Origin of the sequence: Sporosarcina sp. SG10008, assembly GCF_044569405.1 — a bacterium.
GTDB classification, from domain to species: domain Bacteria; phylum Bacillota; class Bacilli; order Bacillales_A; family Planococcaceae; genus Sporosarcina; species Sporosarcina psychrophila.
The window spans coordinates 2915654-2936466 of record NZ_CP172607.1 but is presented as its reverse complement, the minus strand read 5'-3'; the positions used below and the strand labels follow the sequence as shown (position 1 = coordinate 2936466).

The window sequence follows — 20813 nt, the reverse complement described above, 5'->3', positions numbered from 1 at the left end:
TGCATATCGTTCGACTGTGTAAATAGTTGGATAGAAAATGCCATTTGACCGAGAAGGAAGAGTAATTGTCCACACGTCTGCCGATGGGGGGGCAGTTACTTCTTTCTTGTTAAGAACACAAATTATGAAATGAAGATCCAGCTCATATAGGATAGAAAAATGAAAAACGTATTGGACAGAAAAATGTCCAATACGTTTTTTTGAATTACTTAAACCTTAAATCGATTAATCTCCTTTATCACTCTTAAGAACCAGATAAAAGCAATGAAAACAGGTTCCGAATGGCTAAAGTAATATAGTGGATTATTATTGGTTTAAAAATTTCTTGAAAACCACTGATAAAGTAACTTTTAAAAAAATGCACTTAATGTTAGAATAATCACAACTATTAGAATGTGTTCATTTGGACTTGTGAATACATGTATAAATTTAGCGTTGGCGCCTTACTAGGGAGAGTCGAATCAGATTCAAAATAAATCTTCACTTCAATTTGTATAGCTTGATTTACTAATTTAGGGAGGGTAAACATGTCTATTAAACGACTGGATAAGTTTCAAAGTCTCCATGTGGATCTTGTAGATTTGCACCAACAACAAGCATTAAAGCGTTACATCGCTCGTTCTAGTGAACGTGAACGAATTGCTAGTGAACTGCAAACTAAAAATCCTTTTGAAGTAGATACGCCTGAGCGAGTCGCAACTCGTAAAGCGATTATTGATCCACGTGATGGACTTGCTCTAGAACGTATTATTGGGCGAGATGATTTATTTCCTGTTTCTTATCTTGAAGCAGGACAACAGGCAGCCACTCCTGTTTGTAGAATCGAGATTCGTGATCGTTTAGGCAGAGTTCTCGGACATGCTACAGGATTTCTTGTCTCACCTTCCTTATTGCTTACAAATAATCATGTTTTGGAGAATTACAATACGGCTCAGTTCAGTGTCGCACAATTTAACTATGAAGTTGATCTTGACTTAAATGAAAGGCCGATGAAAAGCTTCCGTTTTACACCTGAACGTTTCTTTATAACGGATAAGAAGCTTGATTTTACATTAGTGGCGATAGAGGAAGTGTCAGCTGATGGTACAAAAGTAAGTGATTTTGGGTTCTTGCCACTCATCTCGCAAACGGGAAAAGGGTTGGTTGGCGAATGTGTATCAATTATTCAACATCCTTCGGGCGCCCCCAAAGCTGTAGCAATCAGAGAAAATCAGATTATGGATGTATTTGAGGATTATATTCACTACTCAACTGATACCATGCCCGGATCATCCGGTTCACCAGTCTATAATGACGAATGGATCGTAATCTTTCTCCACCATGCAGGCGTTCCAGATCCAAAGAACCGAACCGAATTTATCGCCAATGAAGGGATTCGTATAAGCAGTATTGTCCAGTTTGTCGCGGAGCAAGGCAGCAGCTTGAGTAATGATCAAAAGTTGTTATTGTATGACATCGTGAAGGGGTGGGATGTTCCCGATTATACCCCTGAAGAGATGGAAGTCGAGAAGTTAAGCGATTCATGGTATGAATCATCGAGGGGGTATGACACTCAATTTCTTGGTGTTGATTATGAAATCCCACATCCGATATTCCCGTCTGATCTTGAACAGGATATTGCCCAGTTAAAAGACGGGAGTAATGTGCTCCATTATACGCATTTTTCAATTGTCATGAGCAAGTCACGCCGTTTAGCCTATTATACGGTGGTGAATATTGATGGCAATCAATTGATGAAGATTGGTCGTAAGGACAAATGGTATCTAGATTCGCGCATCGAAATAGAATACCAGTGCGGCCCTGAATTATATAAAAATAATTCGCTTGATCGGGGGCATCTTGTCCGCCGGCTAGATCCTGTTTGGGGAGATTCAGCAAAAAAGGCAAATGAGGATACGTTCCATTTTACAAATTGTGCTCCTCAGGAGAGTAAGCTGAATCAAAAAAGCTGGCTGGATCTGGAGAATTATATTTTGCACAATGCCGAAAACTTAAATCTTAAAGTGACAGTGTTTACTGGGCCGGTTTTTCGGATGGATGACATTATTTACAGGGGAGTTCAGATACCAGCAGAGTTTTGGAAAATAGCTGTCATTGTAAAGAAAGATGGAAATCTATCTGCAACCGCTTATTTGCAAACTCAAAAGAATCTGATTGAGGATTTGGAATTTGTTTATGGTGAATATAAAACATATCAAGTACCCATTTCAAAAATTGAAGTGATTACAGGTCTTGATTATGAAGAATTACGTAATTTTGATCCGCTCAATCAATTAGAATCGACAATAGGATATGTCATTGATGCAGCCGAGGATATAAAACTCTGAGCTTATTTATAAAAGTCCGCTGGGAAATTAGTGAAAATGAAAACCACTTAGGAAAAAGTATCCTAAGTGGTTTTCCAATACTTATACCTTAAACCGATTAACCGCCAAACTCAATTCCTCACTCAACTCCGTCAGCGTTTCTGCTGCATCAGTTACAGATTGAATCGGTATAAGTTGAGTAAGACTACCAACTGCGAGTTTGCAGGCATTTTACGAAATATGAACTGTATTGACATCAATCCAATCCTAGTTGTAGTCATGAGAAAGTTTTGTTTTGGGACAAAACAATCAATGAATTACTCTGCTATGATTTATTCGTTAATCATTCGGTTCACTTAACTTATCCCTTTCATAAAGGATCTAGTGGTGCCAGGCATCTTGGCATGTGCATCTTGCTCGTAGAGGCTCCATGTCAAAAACAACATGGAGTCTGCAATACACGTTGCAAAACTATGTATGAATCTTTTGCAATTCTCCGTTCTTCATTTCCACAAAATACAAGTACCTCATCAAATGTAGAAAAAAGTAAGTAGAGATTTTCGTGGATCTTATCGAGAAGACTGTGCGGAAGGCAATATAAACAAAAAGCATGACAGACATGGAGCAGATTATCCTGCATTCCGGCTAAAGTTGCGTGTACAGATTTTACCGGCATCATTCATAACCCAAATAATACAAGTGAAAACCCGCTTTGGACACTTTGTCCAAAGCGGGTTTTATGGCTACTAAAACTTTAAACGATTAACTTCCATACTCCACTGGAATGGAATTAATATTATAAATTATCTGATAAACACTTGTGTGCTCGGAAAGGTCGTGGTAAGATATATTTAGTTTAACAAAGAGAACTTGGTTTTGTATATAAAACCAAAGTAATTTATTTTTAATCTAGAGGTGATAAGGTATATGGAAAAAAAGTATTGGGTTCCATCTATAGAAAGAACAGACATGGTTTTAAAAAAGATAGGTCAGTCACCAAATCAATTACGATTGATAGACTTATCAAGAGAGTTGGAAATAAATAAAAGTTCCTTGTTTTCTCTGTTGAATACCTTAGAAAATTTAAAATGGATAACAAAGGAAGGTGATACGTATAATCTTGGTCCTGCTCTCGGAGCACTAAGTGCGGCGTATTTAAACCAGTTCAATATACTTCAATCGTTCCATAAAGAGGCGGGATTTTCAGTTGCGGTTATTAATGAACATATTCAACTAGGAATCTTGGAAGAAGAAGATGTGATTTATCTTGGGAAAATGGAAGGGGACTCAAGAGTTCGACTTGTTACCAATCCTGGAATGCGTTTTCCAGCTTACGCATCTTCAATCGGAAAAATACAATTAATTGGACATACAAAAGAAGAATTGCAGAAAAGATTTGAATCCAGTGATTGGGAACAAAAAACACCAAACACAATATCATCTCTTGATGAACTTTACGAAAATGTACAACTTGCCAAACACAATGGATATGCAATTGAGAATGAAGAAGCATCACTTGGATTCCATTGCGTAGCTGCCCCTATTTATAATTATGAAAATAAAATCATTGCTGGTGTCAGTTTTACAATGATGAAAAGCAGTTGGGAAACGAAAAAAGATGCAGCAAAAGATGAAATACTAAATCTAGCATTGCGATTATCCCAGATTGCAGGGTATTCTGGCCATAAAAAACAGGCTGTCAATATAGAAATGGAATAATCCATATTGAAAATAATAATTCTAAAGGAGCTAACTAATTATGCAAACGCTATCAAAAGAAAAAGTATTCAACAATCTGATTAACAACGAATGGGTGGAGTCATCTTCACGGAAAACAATTAAAAGCATTAGCCCGTTAAATAAAGAAAATGTAGTAGGCTACGTTCAGAACTCAAACAAAGAAGACTTAGAGAAAACAGTCGTTGCAGCACATGAAGCGAAAAAGGCTTGGAGGAAAATTGGTCAAGCAGCAAGGGGACAATATTTGTTTAAAGTTGCAAATATTCTTGAGGAAAACATAGATGATATTGCTCAAACAATGACTAGGGAAATGGGTAAAACACTTCCGGAAGCAAAAGGAGAAACCGCACGAGGTGTTGCAATTCTTCGCTACTATGCTGGAGAAGGAATGAGGAAAGAGGGAGATGTAATTCCATCTTCCGACAAAGACGCTCTTATGTTTACAAAACGAACGCCACTTGGAGTTGTTGGTATCATTACGCCGTGGAACTTCCCAGTAGCAATTCCGATTTGGAAAGTTGCACCTGCACTTGTTTATGGTAATACAGTTGTGTTTAAGCCTGCAACCGAAGCTGCTGTTACGGCTGCGAAAGTAGTAGATTGCTTCGTTAAAGCAGGACTACCGGCTGGAGTACTGAACTTCATCACAGGTTCAGGATCCGTAATTGGCCAGGATTTGATTGAACATCCTCTTCTGGACGCGATTACATTTACTGGTTCTGAAAACGTAGGTGAAGGTGTAGCGAAATCAGCGGCAGCCCGCGGCATTAAATTTCAATTGGAAATGGGTGGTAAAAACCCGGTTATTGTTACAAAAGACGCTGATATTGATGCAGCAGTAGAAGCGGTGATTAGCGGAGCTTTCCGGTCATCCGGCCAAAAATGTACAGCCTCAAGCCGCGTAATTGTAGATGAGCAAGTTTACGATAGTTTCGTAGATAAGTTGGTCACAGAAACAAAAAAAATCACTGTGGGCGATGCGCTAAAAGAAGGAATTTGGATGGGCCCATCTGCTAGCGAAAGTCAGTTTAATACAGTGAAAAATTATATTGAAATCGGAAAAGAAGAAGGAGCTTCCCTATTAGTTGGCGGAGAGGTGTTGACGGGTGAAGAGTTTGACAAAGGATTTTATATTACGCCAGCGATTTTCGGAGATGTGCAATCAGAAATGAGAATTGCTCAAGAAGAAATTTTCGGCCCTGTTATTGCATTGCTACGTGCAACAGACTTAGAAAACGCAATTGACATCGCCAATGATACAAAGTACGGATTGAGCGCTTCAATCTTCACAACTAATATAGGTTCTATCCTTGAGTTCATTGATGAGATTGAGGTAGGACTGGTTCGCATCAATGCAGAAAGCGCAGGAGTGGAACTTCAAGCACCATTTGGCGGGATGAAAGCATCGAGTACTGGATCTCGCGAGCAAGGACAATCAGCAATAGAATTCTATACAGCTATTAAAACAGTTTTCATCAAATCTTAATCACCAAAATACCAGGAATGGTTAAAGGAAAGGAAGCAAAGTGAGATGAAGTTTCGTGGAATTATCCCTCCAGTGGTCACCTTGTTTGATGAAGCTGGAGAACTTGATATAGATTTGAATCGAAGATACGTAGAGGAACTGCTTAAACATAGTATTCATGGTGTTTTGTTGACAGGCAGTTCGGGTGAATTTACTTCTTTAACGATGGCTGAACGAAAATTATATGTAAGTGAAATGATTAATAGTATTAACAAGCGTGTTCCTGTATTGGTGGGAATAGGCCATACCGCGCTTAAAGATGTACTGGAATTATGTTCACATGCTGAAGCGAACGGGGCTGACGGAGTACTTGCGGTCAACCCTTATTATTGGAAACTATCCGAAGAGCAGTTATATAACTATTATTCAACCATCGCTGAAAGTACAAAGTTGCCTATTATTCTATATAACATACCTAGCCTAACAGGTCAGTCGCTGTCTGTTGAATTAGTCAAAAGGCTCGCTTTGAATTACTTGAATATTTGCGGTATTAAAGCGACTGTAAGTGAGCTTGGTCAAATTCGAGAAATGATTTTACAAGTAAAAGCAGTGAGGGAGGAATTTAGGGTCTTTTCTGCATTTGATGAACATTTATTACCCGCATTAATGATTGGGTCAGCAGGCAGTATTAATGGAAGTAGCGTTTTCGCACCCGAGGTTTCGGTCAGTTTGTATGAAGCCTACCAAAAAGGAAATCTCGCCGGAGCTGAAATTGAACATAAAAAACTTTCCGAGTTAATGGAGATTTACACGATTGGCCCAGCCTCTTTCACGCCGATGAAAGAAGCTGTTCATCAAAGATGGTTTACAGAAAAGGCAGGACATCGGGCACCATTTGATGTATTTTCTGCTGAGTTATCAGAACAGGTTTCATCTTTATTAAAAATAATTGAAAAGAAAGAAGGAATGAAATTATGAAAGAATCTCGCGAACTATTAGAAAGACTAGGGTACCCTTCAACAGATTGTAAAGAGCTTCCTACATCAACGAAAACGTTTCCAGACGGCGCTCAATATCGTATTGAAATTCCGAGTGTTGAAGGACCGGTTGCTTTAAAAGCAGCATTGGCTGAAATTGATAAACGTGGTTTAACTGTTCACAGAGTGTCCCAAGGAAGTGGAATTATGCTTCAAACGGATGAAGAAATTAAGGAAATGTGTGAGCTTACTGCGGATAGGGGAATGGAACTTAGCTTATTCGTAGGGCCACGTGGAACATGGGATATCAGTGCACAGCCCTTGACAAGTGGCGGCCAGTCTATTGCCTTGCGCCATGAAGGAGCAGATCAATTAGTTTACGCAATGGAGGACTTAAAAAGAGGCGCTGAACTAGGTTTGCGTGGTGCATTAGTCGCGGATGAAGGTCTGCTTATGCTGACAAAAGAAATGAAAAAAGCAGGACAATTGCCTGAAGACTTTGTAGTGAAGGCGTCTGTTCAAATGGGCTCAGCAAACCCCGTTTCAGTCAAGCTAATGCAAGATCTCGGCGCAGATACATACAACGTTCCAACTGCGCTTACGCTAGCCAAACTTGCATCTATCCGTCAATCCATCGATATTCCAATCGACTTATATGTTGAGGTGCCGGATAACTTAGGTGGCTTCCTTCGCTACTATGAAATTCCGGAAATCATTCGTGTTTTGGCTCCGGTCTATATTAAATTCGGACTTCGTAATCATCCAGATGTGTATCCTTCAGGAAAACAGTGGGAGAAAACAAATGTAGAACTAGCTCAAGAACGTGTACGCCGAACGGCACTAGGTGTGCAAATGATTGAACGTTATTATCCGGAAGCAAAAACATCAAAACTCGGAGCTGAAGGACTGGGTATACCAGTGAAAGTTGACAATCTAGTAACAACATAAGGCCTTTATAATACTTGAGATTTGCAAAAAAATAGCTTAGCTCAAGTATTTTTATTTCGGAGGATGATTACAGACGGGGGGAAGCCGCATGAAGTTTATGACTTTTCGTTATCAATCAACAATACGACTTGGTGTTTTACAAGAGGATAGTGTCTTGGATTTAAAAGCATTACATGAGTTGTATAGCGAGGAAGATTCTACGTTTCTTATTGATATGGAACAGCTGATTAAGATGAATGAAACGGCACTTCCTTATGTTCAAGAACTTCTTGAATTCTATAATAGTAACGAAGAAAATATTACAAGTATTTCGTATAAATTATCAGAAATAGAAATTTCAGCACCAGTTTCAACGCCTGAAAAGATTATTTGTGTCGGGTTAAATTACATGGATCATTGTTTAGAAACAGGACTAGAGCCTCCGGCATCACCAGTGATTTTCTCGAAATATCCGAATGCGATTATTGGTGAAAATGATGCAATCGAAATTCCTGTTAATTCTTCTCAGGTCGATTTTGAAGCAGAACTTGTAGTTGTAATTGGTAAAGAAGCAAAGAGGGTTACTGAAGAAGCTGCTGAAGAATATATTTTTGGTTATACAATTATGAATGATGTCAGCGCTAGGGATCACCAATTTTCCGATGGCCAATGGGTACGGGGGAAAACTGCGGATACATTTGCACCGATAGGTCCGATTATTGTGACAAAGGATGAAGTGGGAGATCCTCATATTTTGGGTATCTCTTTAACGTTGAACGATGAAGTGATGCAACAATCAAATACAAAAATTTGATTTTCAGGATACCGTATATCCTATCCTATTTGTCACAATCGATCACGTTAAAACCAGGGGATTTAATTGCGACAGGGACTCCTCCTGGCGTAGGAATGGGAAGAGAGCCGAAAGTTTGGCTGAAGGACGGAGACCAGTTATCTATTTTCATTGAAAACATTGGAACGCTTACAAATTCCGTTATCAAATCTGTACCGCTTGAAAGTAAGCGAAAAGAAAGTATATCTTCGTCTTGAGGTAACTGAAGACTTGGTTAACTATTTACGGGAGCTGTGAAAGCGGTTACATTTTTCGCTGAAAAAATAAAATTGGGGGATGAAACATGAAAATTAAAAAGGCAATCGATAAAGTTCCTGGGGGTCTAATGGTTGTTCCATTATTGGCAGGTGCGTTTTTAAATACGATAGATCAACTTCATATTCCATTTATCATGAATATGTTAAAAAGTCTTGGCGTCTCGGCCACAGATGCCGGGTATTATGAATTCTTCAAAATCGGAGGCTTTTCACAAGCGTTATTTAAAGATGGCGCTTTAACTTTATGTGCGCTATTCCTATTTTGTGCCGGGAGTCAAATGAACCTTCGTGTAGGAGGGGCAGCACTAAAAAAAGGTGTTATTTTAACATCTTCAAAGTATGCTGCAGGTGTGATCGTCGGGATTACTTGGGGTCTGCTATCTGACCCGGTCAATGGCTTCCTTGGATTATCTACATTGGCAATTATCGCAGCAATGACTAATGGGAATGGCGGTATGTTCGCTGCATTAACAGGACAATATGGAAATCGTTCCGACGTAGGTGCAACAGCCGTTCTTTCACTTAATGATGGGCCATTCTTCACCTTGATGGCACTTGGCATGATGGGGGCCAATTTCCCATTGATTGCTTTCATCGCAGTTCTCTTACCAATATTGCTTGGAATGCTACTTGGGAATTTGGATGAAGATATTCGAGAGTTTTTATCTACCGGTGAATCATTGGTAATTCCGTTCTTTGCCTTTGCTTTAGGTGCAGGAATGAATCTATCCGTCTTCTTTAATCCGGAAGTGTTGGGTGCCGGTGTTGCACTAGCATTAATGACTGTTATCCTTTCTGGTGGCGCAATGGCACTGGCATTTAAAATTTTCCGCGAGAAAAGTGTCATTGCACCTTGGGCTGAAGCATCCACGGCAGGAAATGCGGTTGCTACGCCTGCTGCAATTGCTGCAGCGGCTACCGTAGCTGCAGGATCTGGATTAATGAGTACGGCAGACGCACTTGTTTATCAAAATCTTGCAACCGTTGCCACTGCTCAAATCTCGATTGCCGCAATTTCTACCTCATTACTTGTTCCTGTTGCCGTAATTCTTGCGGATAAATATCAAAGGCGAAAAGGTATTGATGGAAGAGTAGAATCTGCCGTGCTTAAGGAGAAAAGGGTAAAAGATACCGTGCCAGTCGTAGAAGACTTACAAGGATAATCTAAACGAAGTGATTAAGGAATACCTACTAATGAAGGGGGAGATAAACAGATGGGATATACATTTGAAGGTTATTTAAGAAAAGATGGAACTGTCGGTACGAGAAATTATATCGGTGTTGTCAGCTCAGTTGTGTGCTCAAGTGTCATTGCTAAAGAAATTTCGGACCGCTTCCCTAAAGCGATTCCGATTGTCCATGCAAATGGTTGTGCACAGCTCGGTGATGATTTCCAATTGACGAAAAACATGTTGGTCGGAGTCGCTTCGAATCCGAATCTTCACTCTGCACTTCTTGTTGGATTGGGGTGTGAAACGAACCAAGTAAGCGGTTTGCTTCACAGCATTCCCAAATCGAAGCCTGTAAAAGGAATTGGAATTCAGCAAATGGCTGGAGGAGAGAATACCCTAAATAGGGGCGTTGAAATAGTAGGGAAATGGTCGAATGAAGTTGCTGAAGAAAAAAGGGAACAACTACCGCTATCCAATTTGATTGTAGGGATTGTAACCGTAGATACAGATAAAGATACGTTAAGAAAAGTCACACCTGTCGTTGGCGGACTCATCGATCTATTAATACAGAACGATGCAACGGTTGTTATGGGACTTTCAGAAACGTTAGAGCCGGCAGGATTGCTATTAGCTGAACGAACCAATCATGAAGAAGTGGCAAACAGATTAAGAAAGTTAGGCCAAGGCGTAGAACGGAAGCAGTGGAAAGAAATTAAGAAAGAACATAGTATTGTTTTAGGATTTACTGAAGAAGAAAAAAACTTTGCTATTTTAGAGTCAGAATTAACAGGGGCGAACCCGATAAATAGCTTGCTTGATTATAATGAAAAGCCGCAAAGCAAAGGGCTCCATTTATCATCGGCCACAACTAATATAGTTGAGACATTCTCAACTATGGTATCAAGCGGTTGTAATATTGTACTAGTTGTCAGCAGCAGAGGAATCCTGACGGGTTCAATTGCGTTACCATGTATGACGATATCCCCGGAGAGCACAAATGGCGCATTCGATGAACTGATGGATTATATTGTTACGGAAGAAAGTACGAATATACAAGTGGAGAAATTAATGAAAGAACTTATCGCTTTTAGTTCAGGAAAACAAACAAGTCTTGAGAAATTCGAATTAGGAGAGTTCTCTATTCCACATATAGGAACTACCTTTTAATAATAAAAAAGGGGGAATGAAAATGAAATATAATGGACTGAAACTAAATGTAAGTGATAATGTAGCTGTTGCGCTAACGAATATTAAAGCTGGTGAACTGCTTTCTATACAAGGTGTAGATGAAAAGCTGAAAGTGGAAAATGCTATTGCATATGGACATAAAGTAGCAACTGCTTATATAGGACTTGAAGAGAAAATTATTAAATATGGAGAATGTATGGGGATGTCAACAGAAGAAATTCATCCAGGCCACCATGTACATGTTTTTAATGTTCGTGGTCTAAATGAGAAAGAACGGTTATCTTCGTTGAAAGAACATGCTGTTTCCGTTTAAAACGGTTCTTGGTTGATACATTAAAGTTTGAATAGGAAGGTGTAGTCGATGAAAACATTCGAAGGATATCGCAGACCCAATGGAAGTATAGGTGTCAGGAATCATGTTATTGTCATTAACACTGTTGGTGAGCTGGCGGGCTTCACAAAGAAAATGGCGCAGCTAGTCCCCGGTGTCATCCCAGTCGTGCATCAAAGTGGAGAAGCTCAATTTAAGGAAGACTATGAACAGACGATTCGGACATTAAAAGGGACGGCAGGGCATCCAAATGTAAGTGGCGCTTTATTTTTGGGGATGGGTGAAGACAAACTTGCACAAGAGATCGAAGAACTTTTAAAAGATGAGAATCATCATGTCCATGTAGTTTATTTTAATAAAGACAAACCAATTACTATGGTACTTAAAGAAGGCAAAGAATGGTTAGAAAAAGCAATGGATAGAAGTAAAGCTGAGACAAAAGTAACTGCAGATGTTACAGAGTTAATTATCGGACTAGAATGTGGTGGATCAGATGCCTGGTCAGGTGTTACTGCAAATCCGGCAATTGGTGCTTGTTCAGATTCCATAGTAAAAGACGGCGGGACAAGTATTTTAGCAGAAACAACGGAAGCGATTGGAGCAGAGCATATACTTGCCCAACGAGCAGTTAACCCGGAAGTAGGAAAGAAGTTCCTTAAAATAGTGAGAGAATATGAGGAGCGCATAAGAGACACGGGTGAAGATATCAGATCTGCAAATCCGACGCCAGGCAATATGGCAGGTGGGTTAACAACATTAGAAGAAAAATCATTGGGATGTATTAAAAAGGGCGGTAATTCGACTTTAATGGAAGTTATTGATTATGCTGAAGCGCCATCAGAAAAAGGTTTCATCTTCATGGACACGCCTGGTTATGATGTAGAATCGGTAGCTGGTCTCGCGGCTGGTGGGGCACAAATTGTTTTGTTCTCTACAGGTAAAGGTTCTCCGACAGGATCGCCAATCGTACCTGTAATAAAAATTGGAACGAATCAAAGATTGTATGAAATTATGTCCGAACATATTGATGTGAATGCCGGTAAAATAATCGAAGGTTTAAACACAATCGAAGAAGTCGGTGAAGAAATTTATGGGAAAGTGATGTCAACTGCGAATGGCTCCATCACGGCTTCTGAAAAACATAAAAATCAAGAGTTTGCAATTTGGAGATTAGCAGAAACCAAATAATACAAGTGAAAAAACCGCTTAGGATAATCTGTCCTAAGTAGTTTTTTAGTACTTAAAGTTAAACCAATTAACTGCTTGACTCAATTCCTCATTCCACGCTGTCAACGTCTCCGCATAAGATTGGACTATGCGAAGTTACTGCCCTCGTCTTTATATGCTGCAACTTTCTGGAGTTCTTTCTAATCTAAAAGAACTAACATCAAAAATCGGAGCTGAAGGACTAGGTATTCTAGTGAAAGTTGACAACTTAGTAATGACATAAACTCTTTATATGTTTGTAATTATTGAAAAAGTATCACCTCAATACATTTAACTTTAAAGAAAATGTTACAAACGAAATAGCATTTGTTTAAATTTGTTCTTAATAAAATCGGAAAAAAGTAATGTTGATATGAGTAAACCAAGCATGAAATGTCTTGGAATAAGCATGGAAATTGAAAATGAGTGATTTTTTAATAACAGATTTATACCTTTTATCGTCAAGCTTATCATCGGAGAAAGTTTATATCTTATTTCGTGGTAGGAAAAATATACATCAACCTAGGAAAAAGAGGTATTGACAATTCAGTCTATTCTAACTAGAATAAAAATTGTTAACAGTTAACAAAGTGGAGTTGAGAAAAATGAGTAATATTGATTTAGTTAGTATCAATAAGGAAAAAACAGGTGAAAAGGTTTTGGTGATTTTAAGGGAAAAGATTATGTTAGGGCATTTAAAATCTGGATTTCACTTAAAAGAAACGATTTTGTCAAAAGAACTAGGCGTCAGTAGAGGTCCTATCAGGGAGGCGATAACACAACTTGAAAGTGAAGGCCTTGTCTCCACACATTCAAATGGAAGAACGACTGTGGAGGGTTTTTCAATTAAAGATCTTGAAAACTTATACAATACAAGAATTAATCTTGAAACGTATGCAATTTCGCAGCTCACTTCAAAGGATATTGAAAATGGAAAAGCCGACCTATATCGATGTCTTGAATTGATGGAGGAAGGTCATGAAAAAGGGGAGCGTGATGTTGAAGCAGACTTACTATTTCATGAATTACTTATAAAAAGCACTGGGAATAAAACATTAATACAATTATGGAAGTCGTTGCAAGGAATAGTGAAAACGCTAATAAATGTAACTTCAGATTATGCTGGGCATCAAAAAGAAATTATTGAAGAACATATATTGGTAGTGAAATCTCTTGAGATGGGAGAATTTAAGAAAGCACAAGATCTCTTAGAATATCACCTTAAAGGTGCATTGGAGTTTTATAAAAAAGCAGCCATATTGTTACGAGAGGATGAAAATGAAAAGTGAATACTAAAACAAATGTAGGCATCATAGGTTCTGGTAATATAGGGACGGATTTAATGTATAAACTACTTAGAAGTGAAACACTTAAGCCAGTGGTGATGATTGGCGTAGATCCGGAATCAAAGGGACTAGCCTTGGCCCGAGAAAATGGATTAAAAACCTTTGATAATGGAATAAAAGGTTTGGAAGAAAACTCGAGTATGGCTGTTATTCTATTTGACGCAACATCGGCAAAAGCCCATTATAAACACGCTGAAATATTGAAGAGCTTAGAAAAGAAAGTAATCGATTTAACACCGGCAGCAATTGGCCCATTTTATGTCCCTTCTGTTAGCTCAAATGAAGAATCAATCGAACAGTATGACAATGTGAATATGGTTACATGCGGTGGGCAAGCTACTGTGCCAATTATGAAAGCGATTTCAAACGTTGTACCTGTGGAGTATGGAGAAGTTGTTTCCACTGCGGCTAGTAAAGGCGCAGGACCAGGAACTAGACAGAATATCGATGAATTTACGAAAACAACAGCACTCGCTTTGGAAAAAGTCGGGGGAGCGAAGAAAGCAAAAGCTATTATTATATTAAATCCAGCTAATCCACCAATTCTAATGAGAAATTCAATTTTCGCCAAAATTGCGGATGGTTACGAGAATAAAGAAAGTGAAATTATCGATTCTATATTAAAGGTAGTGGAAGTCGTTCAGGGGTATGTACCAGGTTATCGCTTAATCTCAGCTCCAGAAATTAAAGACGGTATAGTAAAGGTTTTTGTAGAGGTTGAGGGACTTGGAGATTACCTACCTAAATACGCTGGCAATCTGGATATAATCACATCTGCGGCTGTGCGAACAGGGGAACTAATGGCTACATCAATGGCTAAAAAGGAGAATGTTTGATGAGTGAAAAAATTATAATCAATGATGTAACACTTCGCGATGGAATGCATGCTATTTCTCATCAGTACAGTATAGAGCAGATTGCTCAACTAACTGAAATAATCGATGATGCTGGTGCTGACATTATTGAAGTGACACATGGTGATGGTCTTGGTGGAAGTTCGATTCAGTATGGATTCTCTAAGGTATCAGAATCGGAAATGATTTCAACAGCTGTTGCAACTGCTAAAAATGCGAAAATTGGGGTTCTACTAGTTCCTGGAATCGGGACAATCGATCAATTGAAAAACGCAAATGATTTAGGTGCTTCGGTTGTTAGGGTTGCTACACACTGCACAGAGGCGGATGTATCGGAACAACATATAAAAGCTGCTAGATCATTGAATATGGATACAGTAGGTTTTCTAATGATGGCTCATAGGACTACGCCGGAAAATCTTCTTGAAGAAGCGAAAAAGATGGAAGCTTACGGAGCACAAACCATTTACGTTGTAGACTCCGCAGGGGCTTTGACTATGGATGGAGTGCGCCAAAGAGTGTCATTATTTAAAGAGAATTTGGGCGTCTCCGTAGGTTTCCATGCACATAATAATCTATCTCTTGGCGTTGCGAATTCAATAGTAGCAATCGAGGAAGGCGCCATGCGAATAGATGCGAGTCTCGCGGGTATGGGGGCGGGGGCAGGAAATGCGGCACTTGAACAATTGATAGCAGTCATGAACAAGTTAGAAATACCACATAATCTAGACTTATATAAGGCAATGGATGCTGCGGAAAATATTATGAAACCTATGATGCCACGACCAATTCAGATTGACAGACTCAGTCTAACACTTGGTTATACTGGCGTGTACTCATCATTCCTGTTATTTGCAGAACGTGCTGGAAAAGAATATGGGGTAGATGCTAGGGATATTTTGACTAGGTTAGCAGAACTCGAAGCAGTTGGTGGTCAAGAAGATTGGATTATAACGGTAGCACAAGAATTAGCCTTAGCCAAGAATAAATAAGAAATGGAAGTGTTGACTTATGAAGAAAAATAAGATGTTATTCTTTATGCTTTTGACATTAACTGTAATTATGGCAGCATGCTCTGAAGTAGATTCGAAAACAGAATCAGAAGGTACTAAAACTTCAGATGACAAAGGGTTTCTTATCAAAGTTGGACACGCGGCATCTCAAGATCACTTCGCACAAGATTCAATAGAGAAATTCAAAGAAATTGTTGAAGAAAATAGTGATGGGAAAATTAAAGTGGAAATTTATCCGAATGGTCAACTTGGCGGGGAACGAGAAATGATTGAGGCTATCCAACTTGGTAATTTAACAATGACTTTTCCATCATCTGCTCCGTTAGTATCTTTTTCAAAGAGTATGGCACTTTGGGACCTACCGTATCTTTTCAAGGATCATGAAACTGCATATAAAGTTTTAGACGGTGAAGTAGGACAGGAAATTCTTGATTCGCTTTCTGATAAAGGAATTAAAGGACTTGTATATTGGGAAAATGGTTTCCGCCATTTAACAAATAATAAAAGACCGATTGAAAGTGTCAGCGATATGAAGGGCATTAAAATACGTACGTTAGAAAGCCCAATGCAAATTGGCGCATGGTCTGCAACTGGTGCTAATGCAACTCCAATTGCATTTACTGAACTGTATGCTGCATTACAGCAAAAAACAGTCGATGCTCAAGAAACACCACTTTCACTTATGTACGCGATGAAGTTTTTTGAAGTTCAGAATAATTTAACACTTACTGGACATCTTTATTCTCCATGGCCTGTAATCATAAGCCAAAAGTTTTACGATGGGCTCCCTGAAGACTTGCAAAATGTTGTTATGGATGCAGCTATTGAAACGCGTGATTACAATAGACAACTTTCTTTAGAAGATGAGGCGAAATCACTGGATCTATTGAAAGCAGAAGGAATGGCAGTAGTAGAGTTAACGGAGGAGCATAAAAAAGAATTTCAAGATGCAATGAGAACAGTTTATGGTGATGTTAAAGCTGAAGTTGGAGAAGAAATTTACGATAAGTTAATGAAAGAAGTAGGCATGTAAAAAAACTTTATTTATTAAAATGGAGCATTGAGATATGCTCCTTTTTAATAAATTTTATTGGGGGGAGTTAAATGTCTATAATAAAAAAAATAGACGACTCATTTGAAAAGATTATTATTTCTCTATTTATGATTACAATGTCTATTTTTATTTTTGTACAAGTAATTTCAAGGTATGTTTTTGGGGATTCTGTCACTTGGACGGAGGAAGCTTCGCGCTATTTGTTTATTTGGTTAATATTTCTAACTATTGGAATAGGATTTAAGGAAAACAAGCATATTAGCATCGATATTATATTAGATTTATGTCCACCTATCGTCCAAAAAGTAATGAAGCAAATTGTATATTTATTGGTGTTTAGTCTATCAGTTTTTTTTGTATATGAAGGATATATTCTTGTACAACAAATGATGATTTTTGGACAGACCTCGGCGAACATGCAAATACCAATGTGGTTTGTGTATTTAGCTCTTCCCGTTGGCTTTCTTTTGACAACAATTCGACTTTTACAAGTCTCCATTAACTTATGGACGAACCAAAGCGAGGTGCAAGACTGATGTCACCAGCAATATTTCTTTTCATCTGTTTAATTGTACTGCTGCTATTATCTGTGCCTGTAGGATTTGCTCTGATTATATCGAGCGTCCTAACGATTCTTTTGACTGAAATAGATTTACCGTTCAATTTGATTACTCAGGTTTTACTTACTGCTAATGATTCATTTCCGTTAATGGCAATTCCATTTTTTATATTGGCGGGAGATATAATGGGGAAAGGCGGTATTTCTACCCGGCTATTTAAAGTGGCAAATGCATTTGTTGGCCATTTCACGGGAGGATTTGCAATCGCAACCATTTTAACTGCTATGTTTTTTGCTGCAATTTCAGGGTCAGGACCTGCTACTGTGGCAGCAATCGGTTCAATTATGATTCCGGAAATGGTGAAAAAAGGTTATGACAAACCATTTGCTACGGCTCTTGTTGCGGCGGCAGGGACGATTGGGATTGTTATCCCACCAAGTATACCGATGGTCATCTATGGAGTGACTGCTAATGTATCTATTGGTGATATGTTTTTAGCAGGGATTGTTCCGGGAATATTAATGGGTGTTGGATTAATCATTTGGGCAGTACTTTATGCGAAAAAACATAAATTCGGAAAATCATCAAAGACAAGTTGGAAAGAACGTCTACAAGCAATTAATGAGGGTAAATGGGCCCTATTAATGCCAGTCGTAATCCTAGGCGGTATTTATGGAAGTATATTTACACCCACTGAAGCAGCTGTAGTCGCTGTAATTTATGGCTTTATATTAAGCATGTTTGTATACCGTGAAATGAATATCAAAGACTTCTTTAAGGTTACTATTTCTTCTTCATTAACGACAGGAACCATTATGATTATTGTTGCCGCGGCAGCAATATTTGGTAGAATACTTACTTTGGAACAAATTCCAAATCAAATTGCACAAGTGGTTACTTCAATATCGGATAACCCATTGGTGTTTTTATTAATTATTAATTTATTGTTTTTATTAATAGGGACATTTATGGAAACAATCGCGGCAATTATTATTATGACACCAATCTTATTCCCACTGGCTATGGGGTTAGGCATTGACCCAATCCATTTTGGAATAATAATGATTGTCAACTTAAGTCTTGGATTTATAACGCCTCCTCTTGGACTAAATCTATACGTGGCATCAGGCATTTCGAATTTAAAAATCGAGCAAATTGTCAAGAAAATCATACCGGCTTTTATAACACTTATAGTCGTTTTGTTGATAATCACGTATGTGCCATGGATTTCTTTAATGTTCTTAAAATAAACACTAGAATGGAGTAGATACAATGGGGAAACCATTTAAGATTACGCTTATTGATCATGAGTGGGATGATTTAGAAATCGAGCAGGAATGGATACAAAAACGAACGAAAAATGATGCTCCGATTGAATTCCAAGTATTGCAATCACGAAATAAAGACCACATCATTGATGCTATTAAAGATTCAGATGCTCTATTAGTGATGTACGCAGATATTGACGAGGAGATTCAAAAAGCCGCTTTAAAAGCAAAGATAATTTCTCGTTATGGGATTGGCGTTAATATGATTGATGTAGATTCTGCATCCCGGCTTGGAATAATGGTGGCTAATGTGAATGATTATTGTGTTGATGAAGTTTCAGATCATGCACTTTCATTTATTTTATCAAGTGCCCGTAGATTATTTACATATCATGAGCAAACAAAGAAAGGGGATTGGGATTTTAAAAAAGCTACTATCCCTCTGCGAGCCTCCAATGCCGTAGTTGGATTGGTTGGATTCGGGAAAATACCTGCCAGACTTGCTGAAAAACTAAATGCAATCGGTTATCAAGTTATCGCATACGATCCATTTATCGACAAAGCAACAATGGAAAAAGCAGACGTTGAGAAAGTTGATTTATCAGAACTGCTTACTAGTAGCGATTTTATTTCAGTACACGTTCCTTTGATTGAGAAAACTCGACATTTAATTTCTACTAACGAGTTTAATTTAATGAAAGAAACTGCTTTTTTAATAAACACTGCCAGGGGACCAATCATTGATGAGGAAGCCCTTATCGTTGCATTAAAGGATGGCCAGATTAGTGGTTGTGCTTTAGATGTTACCGAAACTGAGCCGCTTCCACACGATCACATTCTTAGGCAGCTAGACCAAGTCATATTAACGCCTCATGCAGCATGGTATTCGGATAAAGCCTTTATAGAAATTAGGGAAAAAGCAATTTTGAATATATTAGATGTATATGATGGAAAAGAACCAAAATATCTAGTGAATAAAAAAATATTTTCTTAAAAGATATTCAATTTTGATTAGCTGTGTTCTTATTTCAAATTCATCTGGAACCATTTATATCAAGTACTTGGATAGTGAAAATGACTAAATTAAAAATGAGGTTATTACATGATAATTTCAAATCGATTAAAGAATTTACCACCGCACTTTTTTGCATCACTTGTTCAAAGCGTTGAAGAAGCTCTTTCCGAAGGGCGAGATGTTATTAATTTAGGGCGAGGTAACCCCGATCAACCGACACCTCCCCATATTGTAAAAGCACTTCAAGAAGCAGTTGAAGATCCTTCAACACATGGATATTCACCATTCAGAGGGACTCCAGAGTTAAAACAAGCTATTGCGGATTTTTATAAAAGAGAATTCGACGTTGTTATCGACCCTAACACAGAAGTCGCAGTTCTGTTTGGAACAAAACCCGGATTAGTTGAGTTACCGCTTGCGATTATGAACGAAGGTGAATTACTATTGCTTCCGGATCCGGGATATCCTGATTATTTATCAAGCGTAAGCTTGGCAAATATTAAATACGACTTAATGCCATTACTCGCGGAAAATAATTTTTTACCGAATTACAACGCCCTTTCGGATGAACAAAAAAAGCAAGCAAAACTAATGTATTTAAACTATCCAAATAACCCGACGAGTGCATCTGCCAACATTCCATTTTTTGAAGAGACAATTGCACTGGCAAAGGCTAATGATATTACGGTTTTGCACGACTTTGCCTATGGAGGAATTGGTTTTGACGGTGTAAAGCCTGTCAGTTTCTTACAAGCGAAAGGTGCAAAAGACGTCGGAATTGAAATGTACACATTGTCAAAAACGTATAATATGGCGGGATGGCGGGTCGGTTTTGCTGTCGGAAATGAAGAAATCATTGAAGCCATCAACTTATTGCAAGACCATCTATTCATTGATATTTTTCCGGCAGTTCAGCACGCAGCCTCAGTTGCATTATCGAGTAGTCAGGAATGTGTCGATGAGCTCGTTTCACTATACGAAGGCCGCAGGAATGTCCTAATGGCTGAATGCAAACGAATCGGTTGGGATGTCGTTTCTCCGACAGCTTCTTTCTTCGCTTGGCTTTCTGTTCCGGTGGGGTATACAAGTGAATCGTTCGCCAAACTACTACTGGACAAAGCAGATATAGCCGTAGCACCGGGTCATGCGTTCGGACAGTATGGAGAAGGGTATATACGTGTTGGACTATTAGTAGATGAAAATCGAATCGTCGAAGCTATTTCAAGGATTGAGAAACTCGGCATATTTTCATAATGTATGCTCAAGAAATATGGCTATGGA

17 protein-coding genes and 1 pseudogene are annotated in these 20813 nt (G+C 38.5%); all 18 read left to right on the top strand.

The annotated features are described in order from the left end of the window. Positions 1–527 precede the first annotated feature (527 nt). Positions 528–2327, top strand: a complete 1800-nt coding sequence (locus ACGLYD_RS14095; RefSeq protein WP_399628565.1) for a DNA/RNA non-specific endonuclease — start codon at positions 528–530, stop codon at positions 2325–2327. Positions 2328–3233: 906 nt separating this feature from the next. Further along, positions 3234–4025 (top strand): IclR family transcriptional regulator, encoded by a 792-nt coding sequence (locus ACGLYD_RS14090; RefSeq protein WP_399628564.1) that lies wholly within the window; start codon positions 3234–3236, stop codon positions 4023–4025. A 40-nt stretch (positions 4026–4065) separates the two neighbouring features. Continuing rightward, a complete protein-coding gene (gucD, locus tag ACGLYD_RS14085; protein ID WP_399628561.1) occupies positions 4066–5532 on the top strand; it encodes an alpha-ketoglutaric semialdehyde dehydrogenase GucD in 1467 nt (488 codons plus the stop codon). Between the two features lie 45 nt (positions 5533–5577). Then, positions 5578–6489, top strand: a complete 912-nt coding sequence (locus ACGLYD_RS14080; protein ID WP_399628558.1) for a dihydrodipicolinate synthase family protein — start codon at positions 5578–5580, stop codon at positions 6487–6489. Next, positions 6486–7436 carry a U32 family peptidase gene (locus ACGLYD_RS14075; RefSeq protein ID WP_399628555.1) on the top strand — a complete coding sequence of 317 codons (951 nt, stop codon included), beginning with the start codon at positions 6486–6488 and terminating at the stop codon, positions 7434–7436. The genes ACGLYD_RS14080 and ACGLYD_RS14075 overlap by 4 nt, the downstream gene beginning before the upstream one ends. Before the next feature lie 88 nt (positions 7437–7524). Beyond that, positions 7525–8465, top strand: a pseudogene (locus ACGLYD_RS14070) (fumarylacetoacetate hydrolase family protein). Between the two features lie 86 nt (positions 8466–8551). Further along, on the top strand, positions 8552–9688 hold the full coding sequence (locus ACGLYD_RS14065; protein ID WP_399628553.1) for a 2-keto-3-deoxygluconate permease: 1137 nt from the start codon (positions 8552–8554) through the stop codon (positions 9686–9688). 51 nt (positions 9689–9739) lie between these two features. Then, complete coding sequence (locus tag ACGLYD_RS14060; RefSeq protein ID WP_399628551.1) at positions 9740–10864, top strand: UxaA family hydrolase; 1125 nt, start codon at positions 9740–9742, stop codon at positions 10862–10864. A 22-nt stretch (positions 10865–10886) separates the two neighbouring features. Further along, the gene (locus ACGLYD_RS14055) at positions 10887–11198 is read left to right on the top strand and encodes a UxaA family hydrolase (protein WP_399628548.1); all 312 of its coding nucleotides are present in this window, start codon (positions 10887–10889) and stop codon (positions 11196–11198) included. A 48-nt stretch (positions 11199–11246) separates the two neighbouring features. Then, entirely contained in the window at positions 11247–12404 is a 1158-nt protein-coding gene (locus ACGLYD_RS14050; protein ID WP_399628545.1) for a UxaA family hydrolase, read from the top strand. A 623-nt stretch (positions 12405–13027) separates the two neighbouring features. Continuing rightward, positions 13028–13711 (top strand): GntR family transcriptional regulator, encoded by a 684-nt coding sequence (locus ACGLYD_RS14045; RefSeq protein ID WP_399628543.1) that lies wholly within the window; start codon positions 13028–13030, stop codon positions 13709–13711. Between the two features lie 53 nt (positions 13712–13764). Further along, entirely contained in the window at positions 13765–14604 is an 840-nt protein-coding gene (locus tag ACGLYD_RS14040) for an acetaldehyde dehydrogenase (acetylating) (protein ID WP_399633239.1), read from the top strand. Further along, entirely contained in the window at positions 14604–15614 is a 1011-nt protein-coding gene (gene dmpG, locus ACGLYD_RS14035) for a 4-hydroxy-2-oxovalerate aldolase (RefSeq protein WP_399628540.1), read from the top strand. Before ACGLYD_RS14040 ends, dmpG begins: the two co-directional genes overlap by 1 nt. Before the next feature lie 19 nt (positions 15615–15633). Then, positions 15634–16668, top strand: coding sequence for a TRAP transporter substrate-binding protein (locus ACGLYD_RS14030; protein ID WP_399628537.1), 1035 nt, complete (start codon positions 15634–15636; stop codon positions 16666–16668). Between the two features lie 71 nt (positions 16669–16739). Beyond that, positions 16740–17225: a TRAP transporter small permease gene (locus ACGLYD_RS14025; protein ID WP_399628534.1), complete on the top strand. Its 486-nt coding sequence runs from the start codon at positions 16740–16742 to the stop codon at positions 17223–17225. Next, entirely contained in the window at positions 17225–18499 is a 1275-nt protein-coding gene (locus ACGLYD_RS14020; RefSeq protein WP_399628531.1) for a TRAP transporter large permease, read from the top strand. Before ACGLYD_RS14025 ends, ACGLYD_RS14020 begins: the two co-directional genes overlap by 1 nt. A 22-nt stretch (positions 18500–18521) precedes the next feature. Then, the gene (locus ACGLYD_RS14015; protein ID WP_399628528.1) at positions 18522–19511 is read left to right on the top strand and encodes a C-terminal binding protein; all 990 of its coding nucleotides are present in this window, start codon (positions 18522–18524) and stop codon (positions 19509–19511) included. Positions 19512–19619: 108 nt separating this feature from the next. Next, positions 19620–20786: a pyridoxal phosphate-dependent aminotransferase gene (locus tag ACGLYD_RS14010; RefSeq protein ID WP_399628525.1), complete on the top strand. Its 1167-nt coding sequence runs from the start codon at positions 19620–19622 to the stop codon at positions 20784–20786. The last annotated feature ends 27 nt before the right edge of the window (positions 20787–20813 follow it).